Origin of the sequence: Stenotrophomonas sp. Y-13 (assembly GCF_046267925.1) — a bacterium.
In the GTDB taxonomy this organism is placed as follows: domain Bacteria; phylum Pseudomonadota; class Gammaproteobacteria; order Xanthomonadales; family Xanthomonadaceae; genus Stenotrophomonas; species Stenotrophomonas acidaminiphila_A.
On record NZ_CP176501.1, the window covers coordinates 2,809,572 to 2,826,409 of the forward strand.

Consider the following 16,838-nt stretch of genomic DNA (forward strand, 5'->3'; position numbering starts at 1 on the left):
CGTGCTATCCCCAATAATCATTCATCGATCGTCAAGCGCCAGCGAGGCCGGGCGTTCCAGCCAGCCGCCAGCACCATCGGGCACCAGTTCAATCAGCTCAATGCCGTCCTCGCGCACACTGGTGACGCGGCCATCGCTCTGCCCCAGGTACACCCCCGGACGGACGCGGTAGGTCACCTTGTCCGGCCCCATCACCAGCGCGACCATGGCCGCGCCCTTGCCGATCGTCCCGACCATGTCCAAGCTGTCCAGCGGGAAGGCCTCCAGCGGCTCCTTGCGGCGGTTCGGGTCCGGGCGCAGGGCGCTGTTGCCGTCGGCGCTGGCCCAGGCATCGCTGAACGGATCGCGCAGCCCCTGTGCGGAGTATTCGAAGGTCTCGAACTGCTGCATCACCGGCAGCGGATCCAGCGGCGTGGCCGGGCGCGCACGTACGTCCGCCACCCACTTCTCGAGATTGGGCGCATCGCCCGGGGTGCTGGTGATGCCGCGCGAACAACCGCCCGCGGCCACCACCAGCAGCACCGCGCAGAGCGCCCGGATGCGGAGGGAACCTTTCATCACTTGCCCCCCTTCTTGCGCGCCGCTTCTTCGTCGGCGGCCTTCTTTTCCTGGTCCGCCAGCTCGTTGTCGTCCAGGTAGCGGTAGGTCTTGACCGTGCCCGACAGCTCCAGCGCACCGCTACGCGCGGAGATGCCGGCCTTGGGATCCTTCGGCTTCAGGTTGATGTCGTGCATGGTCAGGATCACCACGCGCGGCAGCGAGGCCACGCCGCTGACGAAGGCGCCGAACTGGTGGTAGCTGCCCACCAGGCGCAGCGCGATCGGCTTCTCCGCGTAGAACTCCTTGAGCTGCTCGTCGCCCGGCTTGAACAGTTCGTTGTTCAGCCCGCTGGACAGCGCGGTCTGCGACACGTCGATGATCAGGTCGGGCATTTCGGTCTTGCTCGGCAGCTGGCGCAGCATCTGCTGCAGCACCTGCTCCATCTGCGCGAGCTGCTGCTTGAGCGGCTCGAGGTTGACCGCGCGCTGCTGCTCCTTCTCGAAGCTGGCGCGCAGCTCCACTTCCTTGGCTTCCAGCCCTTCCAGCTCCTCGGCCGTGCCGCGGATCACCAGCAGGTAGGACAGGCCCAGGATCAGCAGCGCCAGCAGCGCGCAGAACACCAGCTTCGGACCCTGCGGCCAGTTGCCGATGTTGTTGAGGTCCAGATTGTTGAAACTGCTCTTCTTCTGGCTCACGGGCGGGCCTCCTTCTGCGCCGTGTCGGCAGCCGGGGCCGGCGCGGCGGGGGCCGGCGCTGCCGGGTCGGCGGCCGCTGCCGGCGTGGCGGCGGGCGCGGCGGCGTCGGCATTCGGCGCCACGTTGCCCTGCGCCGCGTTCTCACCCGGCGCCGGCAGTTTCACCTTCAGGGTAAAGACGTACGGCAGCGACTTGATGTCCACCGCCGAGCCCGACGCCTCCTGCGCCTTGGCCTCGATCACCGACAGCTCCGGATTGGACATCCAGCCCGAGCCTTCCAGGTTGCGCATGTAGGTGCTGACCCGCGCGTTGGACTGGGTGCGGCCTTCCAGCGTCAGCGTCTCGCCTTCCTGCTTGAGCGCGGTCAGCACCACGCCATCGGGAATGGTGCGCACCAGCGCGTCGAACAGGTGCACCATCTGCGAGCGCTTGCCCTGCAGTTCCTCGATGACCTGCTTGCGGTCGAGCAGGCGCTTCTTCTGGCTGTCGAGCCGGTCGATCTCCTTGTTCTGCTCCTTGACCTTGGCGATCTCGGCCTCGAGGTAGGCATTGCGTTCGTTCTGGCCGCTGACCTGGCCGTCGTAGTAGAAGTACAGCAGCAGCGACATCAGCACGCCGGCGACGGCGGCCAGGCCGAGCATGGTGTAGAACTCGCGCTGGCGCTGTTTGCGCCGTTCGGCGCGCCATGGCAATAGATTGATGCGTGCCATCAGTCGAACCCCCGCAGGGCCAGGCCGGTAGCGATCATCAGCGCCGGGGCGTCCTGGGCCAGCGCATGCGCCTGCACCTTCTGCCCCAGCGTCATCTGCGCCAGCGGATTGGCCACCGACGTACTCACTCCCAGCTGTTCCTCGACCATCACCGGCAGCCCCGGCAGCGACGCGCAGCCGCCGGCCAGCACGATGTGGTCGACGCGATTGAACTCGCTGCCGGCATAGAAGAACTGCAGCAGGCGGCCGATCTGCTGGACCGTGGCCTCCTTGAACGGCTCCAGCACTTCCACCTCGTAGCTCTCGGGCAACCCGCCCTGGCGCTTGGCCAGCCCGGCTTCCTCGTAGCTCAGGCCGTAGCGGCGCATCACCTCGTCGGTGAGCTGCTTGCCGCCGAACACCTGTTCGCGGCTGTACAGGCTGCGACCACCGCGCAGGACGTTGAGCGTGGTCATGGTGGCGCCGATGTCCACCAGCGCCACGACGCCGTCGCTGGCCACCGGCAGCTCGCTGGCCACCAGCGCGAAGGCGTTCTCGATGGCGAACGCTTCCACGTCCATGACCTTGGCCACCAGCCCGCCGAGCTCCAGCGCCGACTGGCGCAGTTCGACGTTCTCCGAACGCGAGGCCGCCAGCAGCACCTGGACCATTTCCGGGTTGTTGGGCACCGGCCCGAGCACCTCGAAGTCCAGGCTCACTTCCTCGATCGGGTACGGGATGTAGTTCACCGCCTCCAGCTCGACTTGGGCTTCCATGTCGGCCTCGTCCAGGTCCGCCGGCATCGGGATCACCTTGGTGATCACCGCCGAGCCGGCGACCGCGGCGGCCGCGCCCTTGGCGCGGGTTCCCGAGCGGGCCACCGCACGGCGTATGGCTTCGCCGACCGCCTCGACCTCGACGATGTTCTTTTCCACCACCGCATTGGGCGGAAGCGGTTCCACGGCGTAGTGTTCCACGCGAAAACGATTGCCGCTGCGGGCAAGCTGAAGCAGCTTCACCGCAGTCGAGCTGATGTCAACACCGATGATCGGTGGTTGACTCTTTGGGATAAGCCCCACGGTTTCTCCCCTGCCGACGGGCACTTGGACGCACTTGTTGCGCCCGCGCATTAATAATGAATTTCTGGTGATTGGCAACCGCTCCGCGCGCAGGCCGAGAAATCCGTCACGCCATCAGAGCCATCCCCGACCCCCATCTCCCCAGGGGACGGCCCCAGCCGTTCCCCCGCGTACTCTATACTCTGCGGCCACGAAATCCGCAATCGGGATCCTGCTTGATGCCCCGTTTCCGTCGCTGGCTGCGCTGGCTGCTGGCACTGTGCGTTGCCCTTGCCCTGGTCGGCGCCATCGCCGCGGGCGCTCTCTATTACGTGGTTTCCTCGAAGCTGCCCGACGTGCAGGCCCTGCGCGAGGTGGAGCTGCAGGAGCCGATGTACGTGCATGCCAGCGATGGCAAGCTGATGGCCGTGTTCGGCGAGACCCGGCGCTACCCGGTCGAGATGAAGGATGTGCCCGAGCGCCTGAAGCAGGCGTTCCTGGCCACCGAGGACGCGCGCTTCTACGAACATGGCGGAGTCGACTACAAGGGCATCGCCCGCGCGGTCTGGCTGCTGGCCACCACCAGCGACAGGCGCGTGCCGGGTGGCTCGACCATCACCCAGCAGGTGGCCCGCCAGTTCTTCCTCAGTTCCGAGTACAGCTACACCCGCAAGCTGGCCGAGATCCTGCTCGCGCGCAGGATCGAGAGCGAGCTGAGCAAGGACGAGATCTTCGAGCTGTACCTGAACAAGAGTTTCTTCGGCAACCGCGCCTATGGCATCGGCGCCGCCGCCGAGTACTACTACGGCAAGAAGCTGGGCGAACTGGACCTGGACGAGATGGCCTCGCTGGCCGGCATTCCCAAGTTCCCGTCCAGCGGCAACCCGATCAGCAATCCCGAGCGTGCCCGCCAGCGCCGCGACAACTACGTGCTGCAGCGCATGGCCGACCTGGGCTTCATCAGCCAGGCCGAGGCCGACGCGGCCAAGGCGGTGCCGATGCATGCCAGCCCGCACGAGCCGCCGATCGAGGTCAACGCGCCCTACGTGGCGGAAATGGTCCGCCAGGAAATGATCGCCCTGCATGGCGGCGACGTGCTCAACAAGGGCTACCGGGTCACCACCACCATCGACAGCCAGGCGCAGGAAGCGGCCAACATCGCCGTCCGCGATGGCCTGCTGCTGTACGACCACCGCCACGGCTGGCGCGGCCCGGAACAGCATTTCGACGTCGCCGCGGAGGCCGATGCCGCCGCGCTGGCCCGCCACCTCGCCGCGATCCCCGCGCAGTCCGGGCTGCTGCCGGCGATCGTGTCGGCGGTCCACGCCGATGGCGGCATCAGCGTGGTGCTGGCCGACCGCACCGAACTGGTCCTGCCGGTGGCCGCCAGCCGCTGGACCACGCGCGCGCCGGCCAAGCTGGCCGCGCGCGGCGACGTCATCCGCGTGCGTGCCGGCGACAAGGAAGGCGAGTGGCTGATCGAACAACTGCCGCTCGGCCAGGCCGCACTGGTCTCGCTCGACGCCGGCAACGGCGCCCTGCGTGCCCTGGTCGGCGGCTTCAGCTTCGCCGGCAACAAGTTCAACCGCGCCACCCAGGCCCGGCGCCAGCCCGGCTCCAGCTTCAAGCCGTTCCTGTACGCGGCCGCGTTCGACAAGGGCTTCAACCCGGCCTCGATCGTGCTCGACGCGCCGGTGGTGTTCCGCGACCGCCGCGGCAAGACCTGGGAGCCGAAGAACGACGGCGGCGGCTTCCGCGGGCCGATGCGCCTGCGCGAGGCACTGGTGCAGTCGCGCAACCTGGTGTCGGTCCGCCTGCTGGACAGCATCGGCGTGGATTTCGCACGCAAGTACATCAGCGAGTTCGGCTTCCAGGAAGCCGAATTGCCGCCGAACCTGTCCATGTCGCTGGGCACCGCCTCGCTGACGCCGCTGTCGGTCGCGCGCGGCTATGCGGTGTTCGCCAATGGCGGCTCACGGGTCGACACCTGGACCATCGACGAGGTCAAGGACCGCGACGGCAACGTGGTGTTCAAGGCCAATCCGGCGCTGGCCTGCCGCGGCTGTGGCGCCGCCGCCGGTGGCACGGCGCCGGCCAGCCAGGTGGTGGACGGCTTCAACTTCGGTGCCGAAGCCGCGCCCGCACCGGCCAGCGCCGATGCCGGCACCAGCACCCAGGCCGAACCGGTGGCGCCCAATCCCGACGCCCGCACCGCGCCGCGCGCGATCGACGAGCGCACCGCCTACCAGTTGGTGTCGATGATGCGCGACGTGGTCCAGCGCGGCACCGGCACCGCGGCCAAGGTGCTGGGGCGCGAGGACGTGGGCGGCAAGACCGGCTCGACCAACGACCACCGCGATGCGTGGTTCTCCGGTTTCGGCGGCCCCCTGGCCACCACGGTGTGGGTCGGCCGCGACGACTTCCGCTCGCTGGGCTACCGCGAGTACGGTGGCCGCGCCGCGCTGCCGATCTGGATCGACTACATGCGCGTGGCGCTGAAGGACGCGCCGATCGCACGCAACGACCCGCCCTCGGGCATGGTCCAGGCGACCCTCAACGGCGCCACCGAATGGATCAAGGTCGAGGACCTGGACCGGATGCAGGAGTTCGATTTCGACCAGCACGACCCGCAGGCCGACGACGCCGCGTTCGATATCTTCTGATCCACCCCGGAAAGGCGGCGCGCCGCCTTTCCGCACCGGCCCGCGATCCGGCGGGCCGCCGACAAGGGGAGAACCGCGATGCCACGCCCGGCACCCAACGCGCAGCGCGGCAGCCGCGAGCGGCAGCTGATCGCCCAGGAGGCCGCCCGCCTGGTCCGCGAGAGCGGCATCCACGATCTCGACCAGGCGCGACGCAAGGCGGCCAGCCGCCTGGGCATCCACGACGAAGCGCTGTGGCCGCGCCAGGCCCAGGTGGAAGAAGTGCTGCGCGAGCAGCAGCGGCTGTTCGACGCGCACGCGCAGCCGACGGCGCTGCGCCAGCGCCGCGAATCGGCCGTGCAGGCCATGCAGTTCCTGCAGGCCTTCCAGCCACGCCTGGGCGGCGCCGTATTGGCCGGCACCGCCAATGCGTCCACGCCGGTGGTCCTGCACCTGCATTGCGACGACCCCGATGCGGTGCAGCGCTTCCTGCACGACCAGCGCATTCCCGCCGAGGCGCGCACGTCGCTGCTGCAACTGGCCGGGCACGCCTCGCGGCAACCCTATCCGCGCTGGGAATTCGCCGCCGACGGCATCGCCTTCGAATTGATCGTGCTGCCCGAAGACGCACTGCGCCACCCGCCGGTTTCCAGCGACGACGGCAAGCCGCTGCCGCGGGCGACACTGGCGCAGCTGCGGCAATTGCTGGCCGGCGCACAGGGGCAATCGGCGCCCTGAGCTGCGGCGGCGGCCTGCCTGCGCACTTTCCCTGCGTCCGCACACGCCTGGCGCCGGAGACGTCTGTTGCCCCCGGGGCATGAGCATCGACGGACGAATGCCGGAAACCGCTCCTGGCGGTTTTGGTTCCCACCCTCCATGACGGGAACCCTGCGGGCGATCGACAGGCGATGTCAAAAACCGCTCCTGGCGGTTTTTGGTTCCCACCCTCCATGGCGGGAACCCTTCGGGCCATCGACAAGCGATGTCAAGAACCGCTCCTGGCGGTTTTTGGTTCCCACCCTCCATGGCGGGAACCCTTCGGGCCATCGACAAGCGATGTCAAAAACCGCTCCTGGCGGTTTTTGGTTCCCGCCGTCCATGGCGGGAACCCTTCGGGCCATCGACAGGCGATGTCAAAAACCGCTCCTGGCGGTTTTTTCACCATGCTTCGCCGAGGGCCGCCACGCAAGGCGGTGCGGGCGTTATCCACAACTTCTGCCGGAAGTGCCGCACAGACCTTGTGGAGAAGTGGCGTGCGCGCGGGCTGCTGCTGGCGCCGCTACCCGCGTCCGGATACCGGTCGCGGCGTGCGATACGGGCCATCGCCCTGCCCCGCGCAAAGGCGCATGCCTGGAACGACGGACACGAAAAAGCCCCGCCGGAGCGGGGCTTTGGTCGCGCGGGCGGCGCATCGCTGCGCCGATGCGCGCAGGCTCAGGTGTAGTCGCGCACGGCGTGGCCGGTGTAGACCTGGCGCGGACGGCCGATCTTCATTTCCGGATCGACCTGCTGCTCCAGCCAGTGCGATACCCAGCCGGCGGTGCGGCCGAGAGCGAACATGACGGTGAACATCTCGGTCGGGATCTGCAGCGCCTTGTAGATGATGCCGCTGTAGAAATCCACGTTCGGGTACAGCTTGCGGGCGACGAAGTAGTCGTCCTGCAGCGCGGCCTGCTCCAGCTTGATGGCGACATCGAGCAGCGGGTCGGTCACGCCCAGCTGGCCCAGCACCTGCTTGGTCATCTCGCCGATGACCTTGGCGCGCGGGTCGAAGTTCTTGTAGACGCGGTGGCCGAAGCCCATCAGGCGGAAGCCCGAAGTCTTGTCCTTGGCCTTGAGCACGGCGGACTCGACGTTGTCGGCGCTGCCGATCTCTTCCAGCATCTTCAGCACGGCTTCGTTGGCGCCGCCATGCGCCGGACCCCACAGCGCGGTGACGCCGGCGGCGACCGAGGCGTACGGGTTGGCACCGGTCGAGCCGACCAGGCGCACGGTCGAGGTCGAGGCGTTCTGCTCGTGGTCGGCGTGCAGGATGAACAGCAGGTCCAGCGCCTTCACCACGTGCGGGTTCAGTTCGTACTGGCCGTCGGCCGACTCGAAGGTCTGCTTCAGGAAGCGGCTGACGTAATCCAGCGAGGTGTCCGGGGCATTGGCCGGCAGGCCCTTGCCGTGGCGGTAGATCAGCGACGACAGGGTCGGCACCTTGGCGATCAGGCGCACGGCGGCCTTGCGGCGCTGCTCGGCATCGGCCAGGTCCAGCGAATCGTGGTACTTGGCCGAGAGCTGCGCGATCGCCGCGGCGAGGATCGCCATCGGGTGCGCGTCCTTGGCGAAGCTGCCGATCAGGGTGTTGATCGACGCGTCGACACCGGCTTCCTCGGCCAGCTCGGCCTCGAAGGCCTTCAGCTGCGCGGCGTCCGGGCGCTCGCCGTTGACCAGCATGTAGGCGACCTCGACGAAGCTGGACTTCTCGGCCAGCTGCTCGATCGGGTAACCGCGGTACAGCAGCACGCCCTTGTCGCCATCGATGTAGGTGATGGCCGACTTGCAGCTGGCGGTGGCGGTGTAACCGGAGTCGTAGGTGAAGAGACCGGTTTCCTTGGTCAGCTTCGAGATATCGACACAGTCGTTGCCCAGGACGGGCTTGACTACAGGCAGAACGACCGACGTGTCGCCGGCGTTGAGCGTGACCTGATCAAGATCGGACACAGTGTGCGCTCCTCAAGTGGATGGCGCCGGCCCCGACGAGGAATGACGGGCAGGCACGTGAAGGAAGTTCCACGGTTTTGCACCGCGGTTCAGGCCATTATCGCACAGCAGCATTTGCCGGTTGCGCAGACTAAAGTCCTATGGACGGCGCACGCGCGCGACACAGCGTCGCGCACGCACCGGCCGGCATTGCGCCGGGATTCAGCCGTGGCGCGCGCCACGCTGACGGCGCGCCCGGCGTCCCCGGCGGAGGCGCAGCGGACAGCCGCCCGGCATGGCACGCAGGGGCTGGCGCAGCTGCCAGCATGACAAAACAACGGCCGCGCAGGGCGCGGCCGTTGTCCGGGCGGAACGACAGTTGCGATCAGCGCGCGTAGCGCTTCTGGAACTTGTCGATGCGGCCGCTGGTGTCGATGACCTTGTGCTTGCCCGTGTAGAACGGGTGCGAGGCCGAGGAAATTTCGACCTTGATCAGCGGGTACTCTTCGCCGTCCTCCCACTTGACCGTTTCCTTGGAGGACATGGTCGAACGGGTGAGGAACTTGAAATCGGAGGTGACGTCGTGGAACACGACGTTGTGGTAATCGGGATGAATGTCGGCCTTCATGGGCTCACACCGTGTGGGCTGGTGGTCAAGAGCGGCATTATAGTCCCGGCCGGCCCGTCGGGGCAAGCCGGGATTGCGGGGAATCAGGAATCCAGCCCCAGCGCCCGCTGCACCTGGCGTTCGAAGCGGGCCTGGTCGTAGCCGATCAGCAGGGTGGTGTTGTCCGCCGCGCCGGTCTGCCGGTTCCAGTCCACCACGGTGGCGCCGCGGGTGCGGCCGCCGGCCATCTCGATCGCCAGCGGGCGCTGTTCCAGCCGGGTCGCGCCTTCCGGTTGCAGCGCCCAGGCCATCGCCAGCGCGTCGGCCGCGTACCAGTACTCGCCGCGGCTGTCCTCGGACCACAGCCGGGTCTGGCGCGAGATCAGCTCGTAGAAACGCGCCTTGTCGGTATCGGCGGCCAGCCACTGCTCCACGTTCCGGTGCAGCAGGCCATGGGCGACGGTGGCTTCCCAGTCGGCCACTTCGACATGCGGGAACGCGGTGAACACGATGTGCGCCGCCTCCGGGTCGAAGGCGATGTTGAACTCCGCCACCGGGGTGATGTTGCCGTGGCCGGTGATCGCCCCGCCCATCACCAGGAAGCGTTTCACCCGCTGCGGCAGGGTCGGGTCGAGCTTCAGCGCCAGCGCGATGTTGGTCAGCGGCCCCAGCGCGACCAGCAGCAGCTCGCCGGCATACTGGTGCGACAGGCGCAGGATCGCCAGCGCGGCGTGCTCGTCCTCGACCGCGCGCGCGGCGGCGGGCAGGTCGACGTCGCCGAAGCCGTCGCGGCCATGCACGTGGGCCGCGTCCTCGGCCGGATACACCAGCGGATCGGGGGCACCGGCGAACACCGGCACGTCGCCGCGCCCGGCAACCTCGCACAGCTTCAACGCGTTGCGCACGGTGTAGCCCAGGCCGACATTACCCGCCGCCACCGTCAACCCGACCACGTCGTGGCGCGCGTCGGCAAAGGCCATCAACAGCGCCAGCGCATCGTCCACGCCCGGGTCGGTATCAATCAGCAGCGGAATCTTCTTGCTCATCTCATGCTTGCCTTCTGGTCGGCCATGGAGTCTGGCACCTGGGCCCTGACAGGGGAAGTGCGCGTTCAGGCCGAGGCGTAACGGGCCGCGCCGCCCACCCAGCGCGCCACGACGCGGTCGGCCACCGCCGGCGCGTCGGCCAGCAGCCGTTCGGCCAGGGCATGCACGCCCGGCAGCAGCCCCGCGTCGCGCGCCAGGTCGGCCACCCGGAACGCGGCCAGCCCGGTCTGGCGGGTGCCGAGCAGTTCGCCGGGGCCGCGCAGATCCAGATCCTTTTCCGCGATCACGAAACCGTCGCTGGTCTGGCGCATGGTCTCCAGCCGCTGCCGCGCCATCGCCGACAGCGGCCCCTGGTACATCAGCACGCAGCTGGACGCGGCCGCGCCGCGCCCCACCCGGCCGCGCAGCTGGTGCAGCTGCGCCAGGCCCAGGCGCTCGGCGTTCTCGATGATCATCAACGAGGCATTGGGCACGTCCACGCCCACTTCGATCACCGTGGTGGCGACCAGCAGGCCGGTCTCGCCCGCCTTGAAGGCGCGCATCGCGGCCTGCTTCTCGGCGGCCTTCATGCGCCCGTGCACCAGTCCGACGCGCACGCCCGGCAACTGCGCGGACAGCGCCTCGAACGTGGCCTGCGCGGCCACGGCCTCCATGCGCCCGGCGTTGGCCGCGGGGCCGCCACCGTCGTCCCCGCTCTCGTCGATCAGGGTGCATACCCAATACGCCTGGCGCCCCTGCGCGCACGCGGCGCGGATGCGTTCGACCAGTTCCGGCCGGCGCTCGGCACTGATGACGATGGTCTGCACCGGGGTGCGGCCGGGCGGCAGCTCGTCGATCGCCGACACGTCCAGGTCGGAATAGGCGGCCATCGCCAGCGTGCGCGGGATCGGCGTGGCGGTCATCACCAGTTGGTGCGGCACGCTGCGGCCGTCGGCGCCCTTGTCGCGCAGTGCCAGCCGCTGGTGCACGCCGAAGCGGTGCTGCTCGTCGACGATGGCCAGCGCCAGGTCGTGGAACACCACGCTGTCCTGCATCAGCGCGTGGGTACCGACCACCACCTGCGCACGCCCCGAAGCGATGTCCTCCAGCGCCCGCGCGCGCGCCTTGCCGGTGACCTTGCCGGCCAGCCACGCCACCTGCACGCCCAGCGGCTCAAGCCAGCCGCGCAGGTTGGCCAGGTGCTGCTCGGCCAGCAGTTCGGTCGGCGCCGCCAGCGCCACCTGCTTGCCCTGCTCCACCGCCAGCATCGCCGCCAGTGCGGCCACCACGGTCTTGCCGGAGCCGACGTCGCCCTGCACCAGGCGCAGCATCGGGTGCGGCCGCGCCAGGTCCTGGCGGATCTGCGCGAACACGCGCTGCTGCGCGCCGGTAAGACGGAACGGCAGCGACTGGCGCAGTTGCCGCACGCGCTTGTCGCCCCCCGTCAGCGCCGGGGCGTGATGCTGCTGCAGGGCGATGCGCTGGCGGCGCAGGCTCAGGTGGTGGGCCAGCAGTTCTTCCATGGCCAGCCGCCGCTGCGCCGGGTGGGTGCCGGCGGCGAGCGCGGCGACATCGGCATCGGCGGGCGGCCGGTGCATGGTCAACAGCGCCTGCCGCAGCGACGGCAACGCCAGGCCGTCCAGCAGGGCGGCCGGCAGCAACTCCAGCGCGGCCTCGCCGGGCAACCGCTCCAACGCCTGGCCGATCAACTTGCGCAGGGTAGCCGGGCCGATCCCCTCGACCACCGGATAGACCGGATCCAGGGCGTCGCCCAGGCCGGCCTCCTCGCCGTCACCGAGCATGCGGTAGCTGGGGTGCACGATCTCCAGCCCGTGCTGGCCCGGGCGCGGGGTGCCGTAGCAGCGCAGGCGCGCGCCGACCGCGAACTGCGCCACCTGCGCGGCGCGGAAGTGGAAGAAGCGCAGCACCAGGGTGCCGCGCGAGTCGTCTTCCAGCGCCACCCGCAGCACCGGCCGGTAGCGGAAGCCGCGCTCCACCGCGACCACCCGCCCTTCCACCTGCGCGGCGCTGCCCGGCAACAGCGTGGCGATGGCGCTGAGCCGGGTCCGGTCCTCGTAGCGCAGCGGCAGGTGCAGCCACAGGTCCTGCAGGCTGCCGATGCCGCGCGCCTGCAGCTTGGCGGCCACCGCCGGGCCGACGCCCGGCAGCGCCGTCACCGGGGTTTCGCCGCTGGCCGCCAGCGCGGGGGCCGCCGCACGGGTACGCGCCATGCCGGTGGATCAGTCGAGGATCATCACCGCATCGACTTCGAACGCCGCGCCCTTGGGCAGGCCGGACACTTCGATGGTGGAGCGGGCGGGGAACGGCGCCTGGAAGTACTCCTGCATCACCGCATTGACCTTGGCGAACTCGCCCAGGTCGGTCAGGTACAGGCCCAGGCGCACGATCTGGTCGAGCGAACCGCCGGCTTCGGTGGCCACCGCCTTGAGGTTGTCGAAGGCGCGGCGCGCCTGTGCGGCGACGTCGCCGGCGACGATCTCGCCGGTGGCCGGGTCCAGCGGGATCTGGCCGGAGAAATACACGGTATTGCCGGCGCGCACGGCCTGCGAGTACGGGCCGATGGCGGCCGGCGCGTTGGCGGTGTTGATGATCTGGCGGGACATGGGGGACTCCGGTTGGGATATGGCCCGGCATTGTAGCGTCCGCCCCGGGCATGCCGGCCCGCCGGCGCCGCGGCCATCGTGGACATTTTTTCACCACCGGCGGCGAAGGCACGCCCGGCAAGGCGCATGGACGCTTATCCACAGGTTGTCGGCATGCCGTTGCACACCGGCTGTGGAGAAAGCGCGGCGGCGGCGGATGACGGTTGTTCCGCAGCGGGTGCGGACAGGGTCGATGGAGCCCCAGCGCGGCGGTGCCCCACGCCACAGGGGGTCGGCGCTGGCGTGCATGGCGCAGGGCTGCGCCCGGTGGGGCATTCCGGTGAAGCTCCATGCGGGGCAAGCCCCGCAGCTACCCGTTCGCTGCGCTCACTGGCGGCGTACCGACTGCACCACGCTCAGGCGCCGCAACCGGCGCATCACCTCGGCCAGGTGGGTTCGGCGCTGGCGTCCATGGCGCAGGGCTGCGCCCGGTGGGACATTCCGGTGAAGCTCCATGCGGGGCAAGCCCCGCAGCTACCCGTTCGCTGCGCTCACTGGCGGCGTACCGACTGCACCACGCCCAGGCGCCGCAACCGGCGCATCACCTCGGCCAGGTGGGGTCGGCGCTGGCGTCCATGGCGCAGGGCTGCGCCCGGTGGGGCGTTCCGGTGAAGCTTCATGCGGGGCAAGCCCCGCAGCTACCCGTTCGCTGCGCTCACTGGCGGCGTACCGACTGCACCACGCTCAGGCGCCGCAACCGGCGCATCACCTCGGCCAGGTGGGTACGGTCGCGCACCTGGATGTTGAAGCACAGCACCGCGGCGTTGAAGTCGCGGTCCAGGTAGTCCACCCGCTCGATGTTGGACTGGCTCTGGGCGATGGCCGCGGCCAGCTGCGCCAGCACCCCGGTGCCGTTCTCCACTTCCACCACCAGCGCGGTGTCGTAGTCGCCGACCACGCTGCTGTCCCAGCCGATCGGCACCCAGCGCTCGGGCGACTTGCGCAGCTCGGCCAGGTTCGGGCAGTCCATGCGATGCACCACGATGCCCTTGCCGGCGGTGTGGTAGCCCATGATCTCGTCGCCCGGGATCGGCTGGCAGCAGCCGGCGAAGCTGACCACGCCGCGCTCGCTGCCGTTGATCAGGATCTTTTCCTGCGCCCGCTGCGTGGTACCGCCGGCGCGCGGCTCGCCATGCGCCATCAGCGCCTGCGCAGCCTGGGTGGGCATCCAGTTGCCAAGCGCGACGTCGGCCAGGAACGCTTCCAGGCGCGGGTAGCGGTGCTCGCCCAGGAACGCATCCAGCCGCCCCTTGGGCAGGCGCTCGATCGAGCTGTCCATCGCTTCCAGCGCGCGGTCGAGCATGCGGTGGCCCAGCTGCACGGCGTCCTCGTGCTCGAGCTGCTTGAGCTGGTGGCGGATGGCGGTACGCGCCTTGGAGCTGACCACGAACTCCAGCCATTGCGGCTTGGGCGTGGCCGAGCGCGCGGTGATCACTTCCACCGTCTGCCCGCTGGCCAGCTTGGTGCGCAGCGGCACCAGCTTCTTGTCCACGCGCGAGGCCACCGCGCGGTTGCCGATGTCGGTGTGCACCGCATAGGCGAAGTCGAGCGCGGTGGAGTTGCGCGGCAACGCCAGGATCTTGCCCTTGGGCGTGAACAGGTAGACCTCGTCCGGGAACAGGTCGACCTTGACGTTGTCCAGGAATTCCAGCGACGAACCGGCCGAGCGCTGCGAATCGATCAGCTCGACGATCCACGCGTGCGCGCGGCTCTGCGCGCTGTTGGGCGAATCGCCGCCGAACTTGTAGGTCCAGTGCGCGGCCACGCCGCGCTCGGCGATCAGGTCCATCTCCTCGGTGCGGATCTGCACCTCGATCGGCGAGCCGTAGGGCCCGAACAGCACCGTGTGCAGCGACTGGTAACCGTTGGCCTTGGGGATGGCGATGAAATCGCGGAAGCGCCCGTCCAGCGGCTTGAACGCGGCGTGCACCGCGCCCAGCGCGTGGTAGCAGCTGGGCACCGAGCGCATCACCAGGCGGAAACCGAACACGTCCATCACCTGGTCGAAGGTTTTGTTCTCCTCGCGCATCTTGGTGTAGATGCTCCAGGGCGTCTTGATGCGGCTGACCAGGCGGTGTTCCAGCCCTTCGCGCGCCAGCCGCTGCGACAACTGCACCTCGACCTGCGCCATCGCCTCGCGGCGCACCACCGGCTGGCTGCGGATGTGCTTTTCCAGGATGGCGTGGCGCCACGGGTACAGCGCCTTGAAACCCAGGTTCTGCAGCTCGGACTTGATCAGGCTCATGCCCAGGCGCTGGGCGATGGGGGCGTAGATGTCCAGCGTTTCCATCGCGATGCGGCGCCGCGCCTCGGCGCTCTGCGCGCCCAGCGTGCGCATGTTGTGCAGGCGGTCGGCCAGCTTGATCATGATCACGCGCAGGTCGCGCGACATGGCCAGCAGCATCTTGCGGAAGCTCTCGGCCGCCGCTTCCTGGCGGTCGCGGAAGCGCAGCTTGTCCAGTTTGGTGACGCCTTCGACCAGCTCGGCGACGGTCTGCCCGAACTCGCCGGCCAGCTCGTCGTAGGTCAGCGGGGTGTCTTCGATGGTGTCGTGCAGGATCGCCGCGACCAGCGCCTCCACGTCCAGCCCGAGCTCGGCCAGGATGCCAGCCACCGCCACCGGATGGGTGATGTAGGGCTCACCGGACTTGCGGGTCTGGCCCGCATGCGCGGACGCGCCCACTTCCCAGGCACGGCGCAGCATCGGCAGCTGCTCGGCGGGCAGGTAACTGGCTGCGCGTTCGAGTTGGAGTACGTAGTCCGGCACCGCGCCACCCGCGGGCGCAGCGACCTGGGCAGAGGGTCCTGGGTTCATGGCTGGGAAGATATGCCAGCAGCACCCACACGGCAACGCCAAAGACGCGGCATCGCGCTGGTGCCGTCGCCCCCACGGCCTGCATTGCGGGCGGCGGGCCCCGTCCTGTCCATCGCCGCGCCGCTTCGCAGCGCCGGCAAGCGCACGGAGGCTTTCCTGCAGACGCGTCCGGGGCATGGAATGCAGGGTGCCGGGCGCCCATAACGCAGACAGCCCGCACGTGGCGGGCTGTCGATGCACAGCGATGATCCGGCGGATCAGTCGTCGTTCTTGGACATGTCCTCGTCGGCGACGACTTCGGCGGCGGCCCATTCCAGCGCCTCGCGCTCGGCACGCTCGCGCTCGGCCTTCTCGACTTCCTCGATCAGCGCGTTGTCGATCTTGCGCGCGGCGATCTCGCGCAGCGCCAGCACGGTCGGCTTGTCCTCGGTCTCGCTGTTGTCGAGGGTGGCCTGCACGCCGTTGGCCAGCTGGCGGGCGCGCTTGGACGCCATCATGACCAGCTCGAAACGGTTGTTAACGACTTCCAGGCAATCTTCTACGGTAATGCGGGCCATGCGAGCTCCCGGCGACCAGCAGCGGCCGCTCGATCGGATGAGGGAAAGGTCGAGGATTGTACAGGCCGACGCCCCGGGATACAAATCGCCGCTGCCCCGGGTCCTTTGGAATCAATCAGTTGCCTGCCCGGCCGGCACCGGCGGCCGCCCCATGGCGGCCGCGGCACCCGGCCCGGGCCGCCGCGGCTCAGTCCAGCAGCGAGCGGATCAGGCCGCCATGGCGGGCCTGCTGCTGCGCCCGGCGCAGGCGGCTGGCGGTGAAGATGGCGCACATCTCGTCCACGGCGGTGTCGAACACCTCGTTGACGATCACGTAGTCGAATTCGTCGTAATGCAGCATTTCCTCGCGCGCGGCCGCCAGCCGCTGCGCCATCACCGCCTCGCTGTCCTGGCCGCGCTTGCGCATGCGGTCGTCCAGCGCCTGCTTGGAGGGCGGCAGGATGAATACGCTGACCGCGTCGGGCACCTTTTCGCGCACCTGGCGCGCGCCCTGCCAGTCGATCTCCAGCAGCACGTCCTTGCCGGCGGCCAGCTGCGGCTCCACCGACTGCCGCGCGGTGCCCTTCCAGTCGCCGTGCACGCGGGCGTACTCGAAGAAATCGCCGGCGGCGATCATGCGCTCGAACTCCGCGGCGCTGACGAAATGGTAGTGGCGACCGTTCTCTTCGCCCGGGCGCATCGCCCGCGAGGTGAAGGAAATGGACAGCGCGATCTGCGCATCGCGCGCCAGGGTGGCGTTGACGAGGCTGCTTTTGCCGGCGCCGGAGGGAGCCGCGACGATGAAGAGGGTGCCACGCATCGCGCGGATCTCCGGGTCGATGGTTCGGGCGGCGCACGATAACCAGCCCGGGCCGTCGCT

The 16,838-nt window shown here is 69.2% G+C and carries 14 protein-coding genes; 2 read left to right on the forward strand and 12 right to left on the reverse strand.

From position 1 onward, the window contains the following. Positions 1–21: 21 nt before the first annotated feature. Genes ACJ7VY_RS12735 through ACJ7VY_RS12750 form a run of 4 tightly spaced genes read right to left on the reverse strand, consistent with a single transcriptional unit; the run spans position 22 to position 3,003 of the window. Positions 22–558: a pilus assembly protein PilP gene (locus ACJ7VY_RS12735; protein ID WP_161614968.1), complete on the reverse strand. Its 537-nt coding sequence runs from the start codon at positions 556–558 to the stop codon at positions 22–24. Next, positions 558–1,235 (reverse strand): type 4a pilus biogenesis protein PilO, encoded by a 678-nt coding sequence (locus tag ACJ7VY_RS12740; RefSeq protein ID WP_104939461.1) that lies wholly within the window; start codon positions 1,233–1,235, stop codon positions 558–560. The genes ACJ7VY_RS12735 and ACJ7VY_RS12740 overlap by 1 nt, the downstream gene beginning before the upstream one ends. Beyond that, positions 1,232–1,945 (reverse strand): PilN domain-containing protein, encoded by a 714-nt coding sequence (locus ACJ7VY_RS12745; RefSeq protein WP_409475756.1) that lies wholly within the window; start codon positions 1,943–1,945, stop codon positions 1,232–1,234. Before ACJ7VY_RS12745 ends, ACJ7VY_RS12740 begins: the two co-directional genes overlap by 4 nt. Next, positions 1,945–3,003, reverse strand: a complete 1,059-nt coding sequence (locus tag ACJ7VY_RS12750; RefSeq protein WP_104940255.1) for a pilus assembly protein PilM — start codon at positions 3,001–3,003, stop codon at positions 1,945–1,947. Before ACJ7VY_RS12750 ends, ACJ7VY_RS12745 begins: the two co-directional genes overlap by 1 nt. A 218-nt stretch (positions 3,004–3,221) precedes the next feature. Here ACJ7VY_RS12750 and ACJ7VY_RS12755 point away from each other — a divergent pair, with 218 nt between their 5' ends. Both ACJ7VY_RS12755 and ACJ7VY_RS12760 read left to right on the forward strand, forming a co-directional pair. After that, the gene (locus tag ACJ7VY_RS12755; protein WP_409475757.1) at positions 3,222–5,645 is read left to right on the forward strand and encodes a penicillin-binding protein 1A; all 2,424 of its coding nucleotides are present in this window, start codon (positions 3,222–3,224) and stop codon (positions 5,643–5,645) included. 78 nt (positions 5,646–5,723) lie between these two features. Further along, a complete protein-coding gene (locus tag ACJ7VY_RS12760; RefSeq protein ID WP_409475758.1) occupies positions 5,724–6,362 on the forward strand; it encodes a hypothetical protein in 639 nt (212 codons plus the stop codon). Between the two features lie 696 nt (positions 6,363–7,058). On the opposite strand, the gene ACJ7VY_RS12765 is transcribed toward ACJ7VY_RS12760, so the two are convergent. The 8 genes from ACJ7VY_RS12765 to gmk form a co-directional block, all read right to left on the reverse strand. Next, complete coding sequence (locus tag ACJ7VY_RS12765) at positions 7,059–8,333, reverse strand: citrate synthase (RefSeq protein ID WP_313248273.1); 1,275 nt, start codon at positions 8,331–8,333, stop codon at positions 7,059–7,061. Between the two features lie 364 nt (positions 8,334–8,697). Further along, positions 8,698–8,940, reverse strand: coding sequence for a type B 50S ribosomal protein L31 (locus ACJ7VY_RS12770; RefSeq protein ID WP_056931181.1), 243 nt, complete (start codon positions 8,938–8,940; stop codon positions 8,698–8,700). Between the two features lie 83 nt (positions 8,941–9,023). Then, entirely contained in the window at positions 9,024–9,965 is a 942-nt protein-coding gene (locus ACJ7VY_RS12775; RefSeq protein ID WP_104939466.1) for a nucleoside hydrolase, read from the reverse strand. 65 nt (positions 9,966–10,030) lie between these two features. After that, on the reverse strand, positions 10,031–12,175 hold the full coding sequence (gene recG / locus ACJ7VY_RS12780; RefSeq protein WP_409475759.1) for an ATP-dependent DNA helicase RecG: 2,145 nt from the start codon (positions 12,173–12,175) through the stop codon (positions 10,031–10,033). Positions 12,176–12,184: 9 nt separating this feature from the next. Beyond that, entirely contained in the window at positions 12,185–12,568 is a 384-nt protein-coding gene (locus tag ACJ7VY_RS12785; RefSeq protein ID WP_104939468.1) for a RidA family protein, read from the reverse strand. A gap of 694 nt (positions 12,569–13,262) precedes the next feature. Beyond that, entirely contained in the window at positions 13,263–15,422 is a 2,160-nt protein-coding gene (locus tag ACJ7VY_RS12790; protein ID WP_104939469.1) for a RelA/SpoT family protein, read from the reverse strand. Positions 15,423–15,679: 257 nt separating this feature from the next. Beyond that, positions 15,680–15,979 (reverse strand): DNA-directed RNA polymerase subunit omega, encoded by a 300-nt coding sequence (rpoZ, locus tag ACJ7VY_RS12795; protein WP_054667378.1) that lies wholly within the window; start codon positions 15,977–15,979, stop codon positions 15,680–15,682. Positions 15,980–16,166: 187 nt separating this feature from the next. Next, positions 16,167–16,778, reverse strand: a complete 612-nt coding sequence (gene gmk / locus ACJ7VY_RS12800; RefSeq protein ID WP_104939470.1) for a guanylate kinase — start codon at positions 16,776–16,778, stop codon at positions 16,167–16,169. Positions 16,779–16,838: the final 60 nt, after the last annotated feature.

Coding starts and splice junctions, on each gene's coding strand:
- ACJ7VY_RS12790 (WP_104939469.1), bottom strand. CDS start 15,422: ATGAACCCAGGACCCTCTGCCCAGGTCGCTGCGCCCGCGGGTGGCGCG.
- ACJ7VY_RS12755 (WP_409475757.1), top strand. CDS start 3,222: ATGCCCCGTTTCCGTCGCTGGCTGCGCTGGCTGCTGGCACTGTGCGTT.
- recG (WP_409475759.1), bottom strand. CDS start 12,175: ATGGCGCGTACCCGTGCGGCGGCCCCCGCGCTGGCGGCCAGCGGCGAA.
- ACJ7VY_RS12775 (WP_104939466.1), bottom strand. CDS start 9,965: ATGAGCAAGAAGATTCCGCTGCTGATTGATACCGACCCGGGCGTGGAC.
- ACJ7VY_RS12770 (WP_056931181.1), bottom strand. CDS start 8,940: ATGAAGGCCGACATTCATCCCGATTACCACAACGTCGTGTTCCACGAC.
- ACJ7VY_RS12760 (WP_409475758.1), top strand. CDS start 5,724: ATGCCACGCCCGGCACCCAACGCGCAGCGCGGCAGCCGCGAGCGGCAG.
- ACJ7VY_RS12735 (WP_161614968.1), bottom strand. CDS start 558: ATGAAAGGTTCCCTCCGCATCCGGGCGCTCTGCGCGGTGCTGCTGGTG.
- ACJ7VY_RS12785 (WP_104939468.1), bottom strand. CDS start 12,568: ATGTCCCGCCAGATCATCAACACCGCCAACGCGCCGGCCGCCATCGGC.
- ACJ7VY_RS12745 (WP_409475756.1), bottom strand. CDS start 1,945: ATGGCACGCATCAATCTATTGCCATGGCGCGCCGAACGGCGCAAACAG.
- rpoZ (WP_054667378.1), bottom strand. CDS start 15,979: ATGGCCCGCATTACCGTAGAAGATTGCCTGGAAGTCGTTAACAACCGT.
- gmk (WP_104939470.1), bottom strand. CDS start 16,778: ATGCGTGGCACCCTCTTCATCGTCGCGGCTCCCTCCGGCGCCGGCAAA.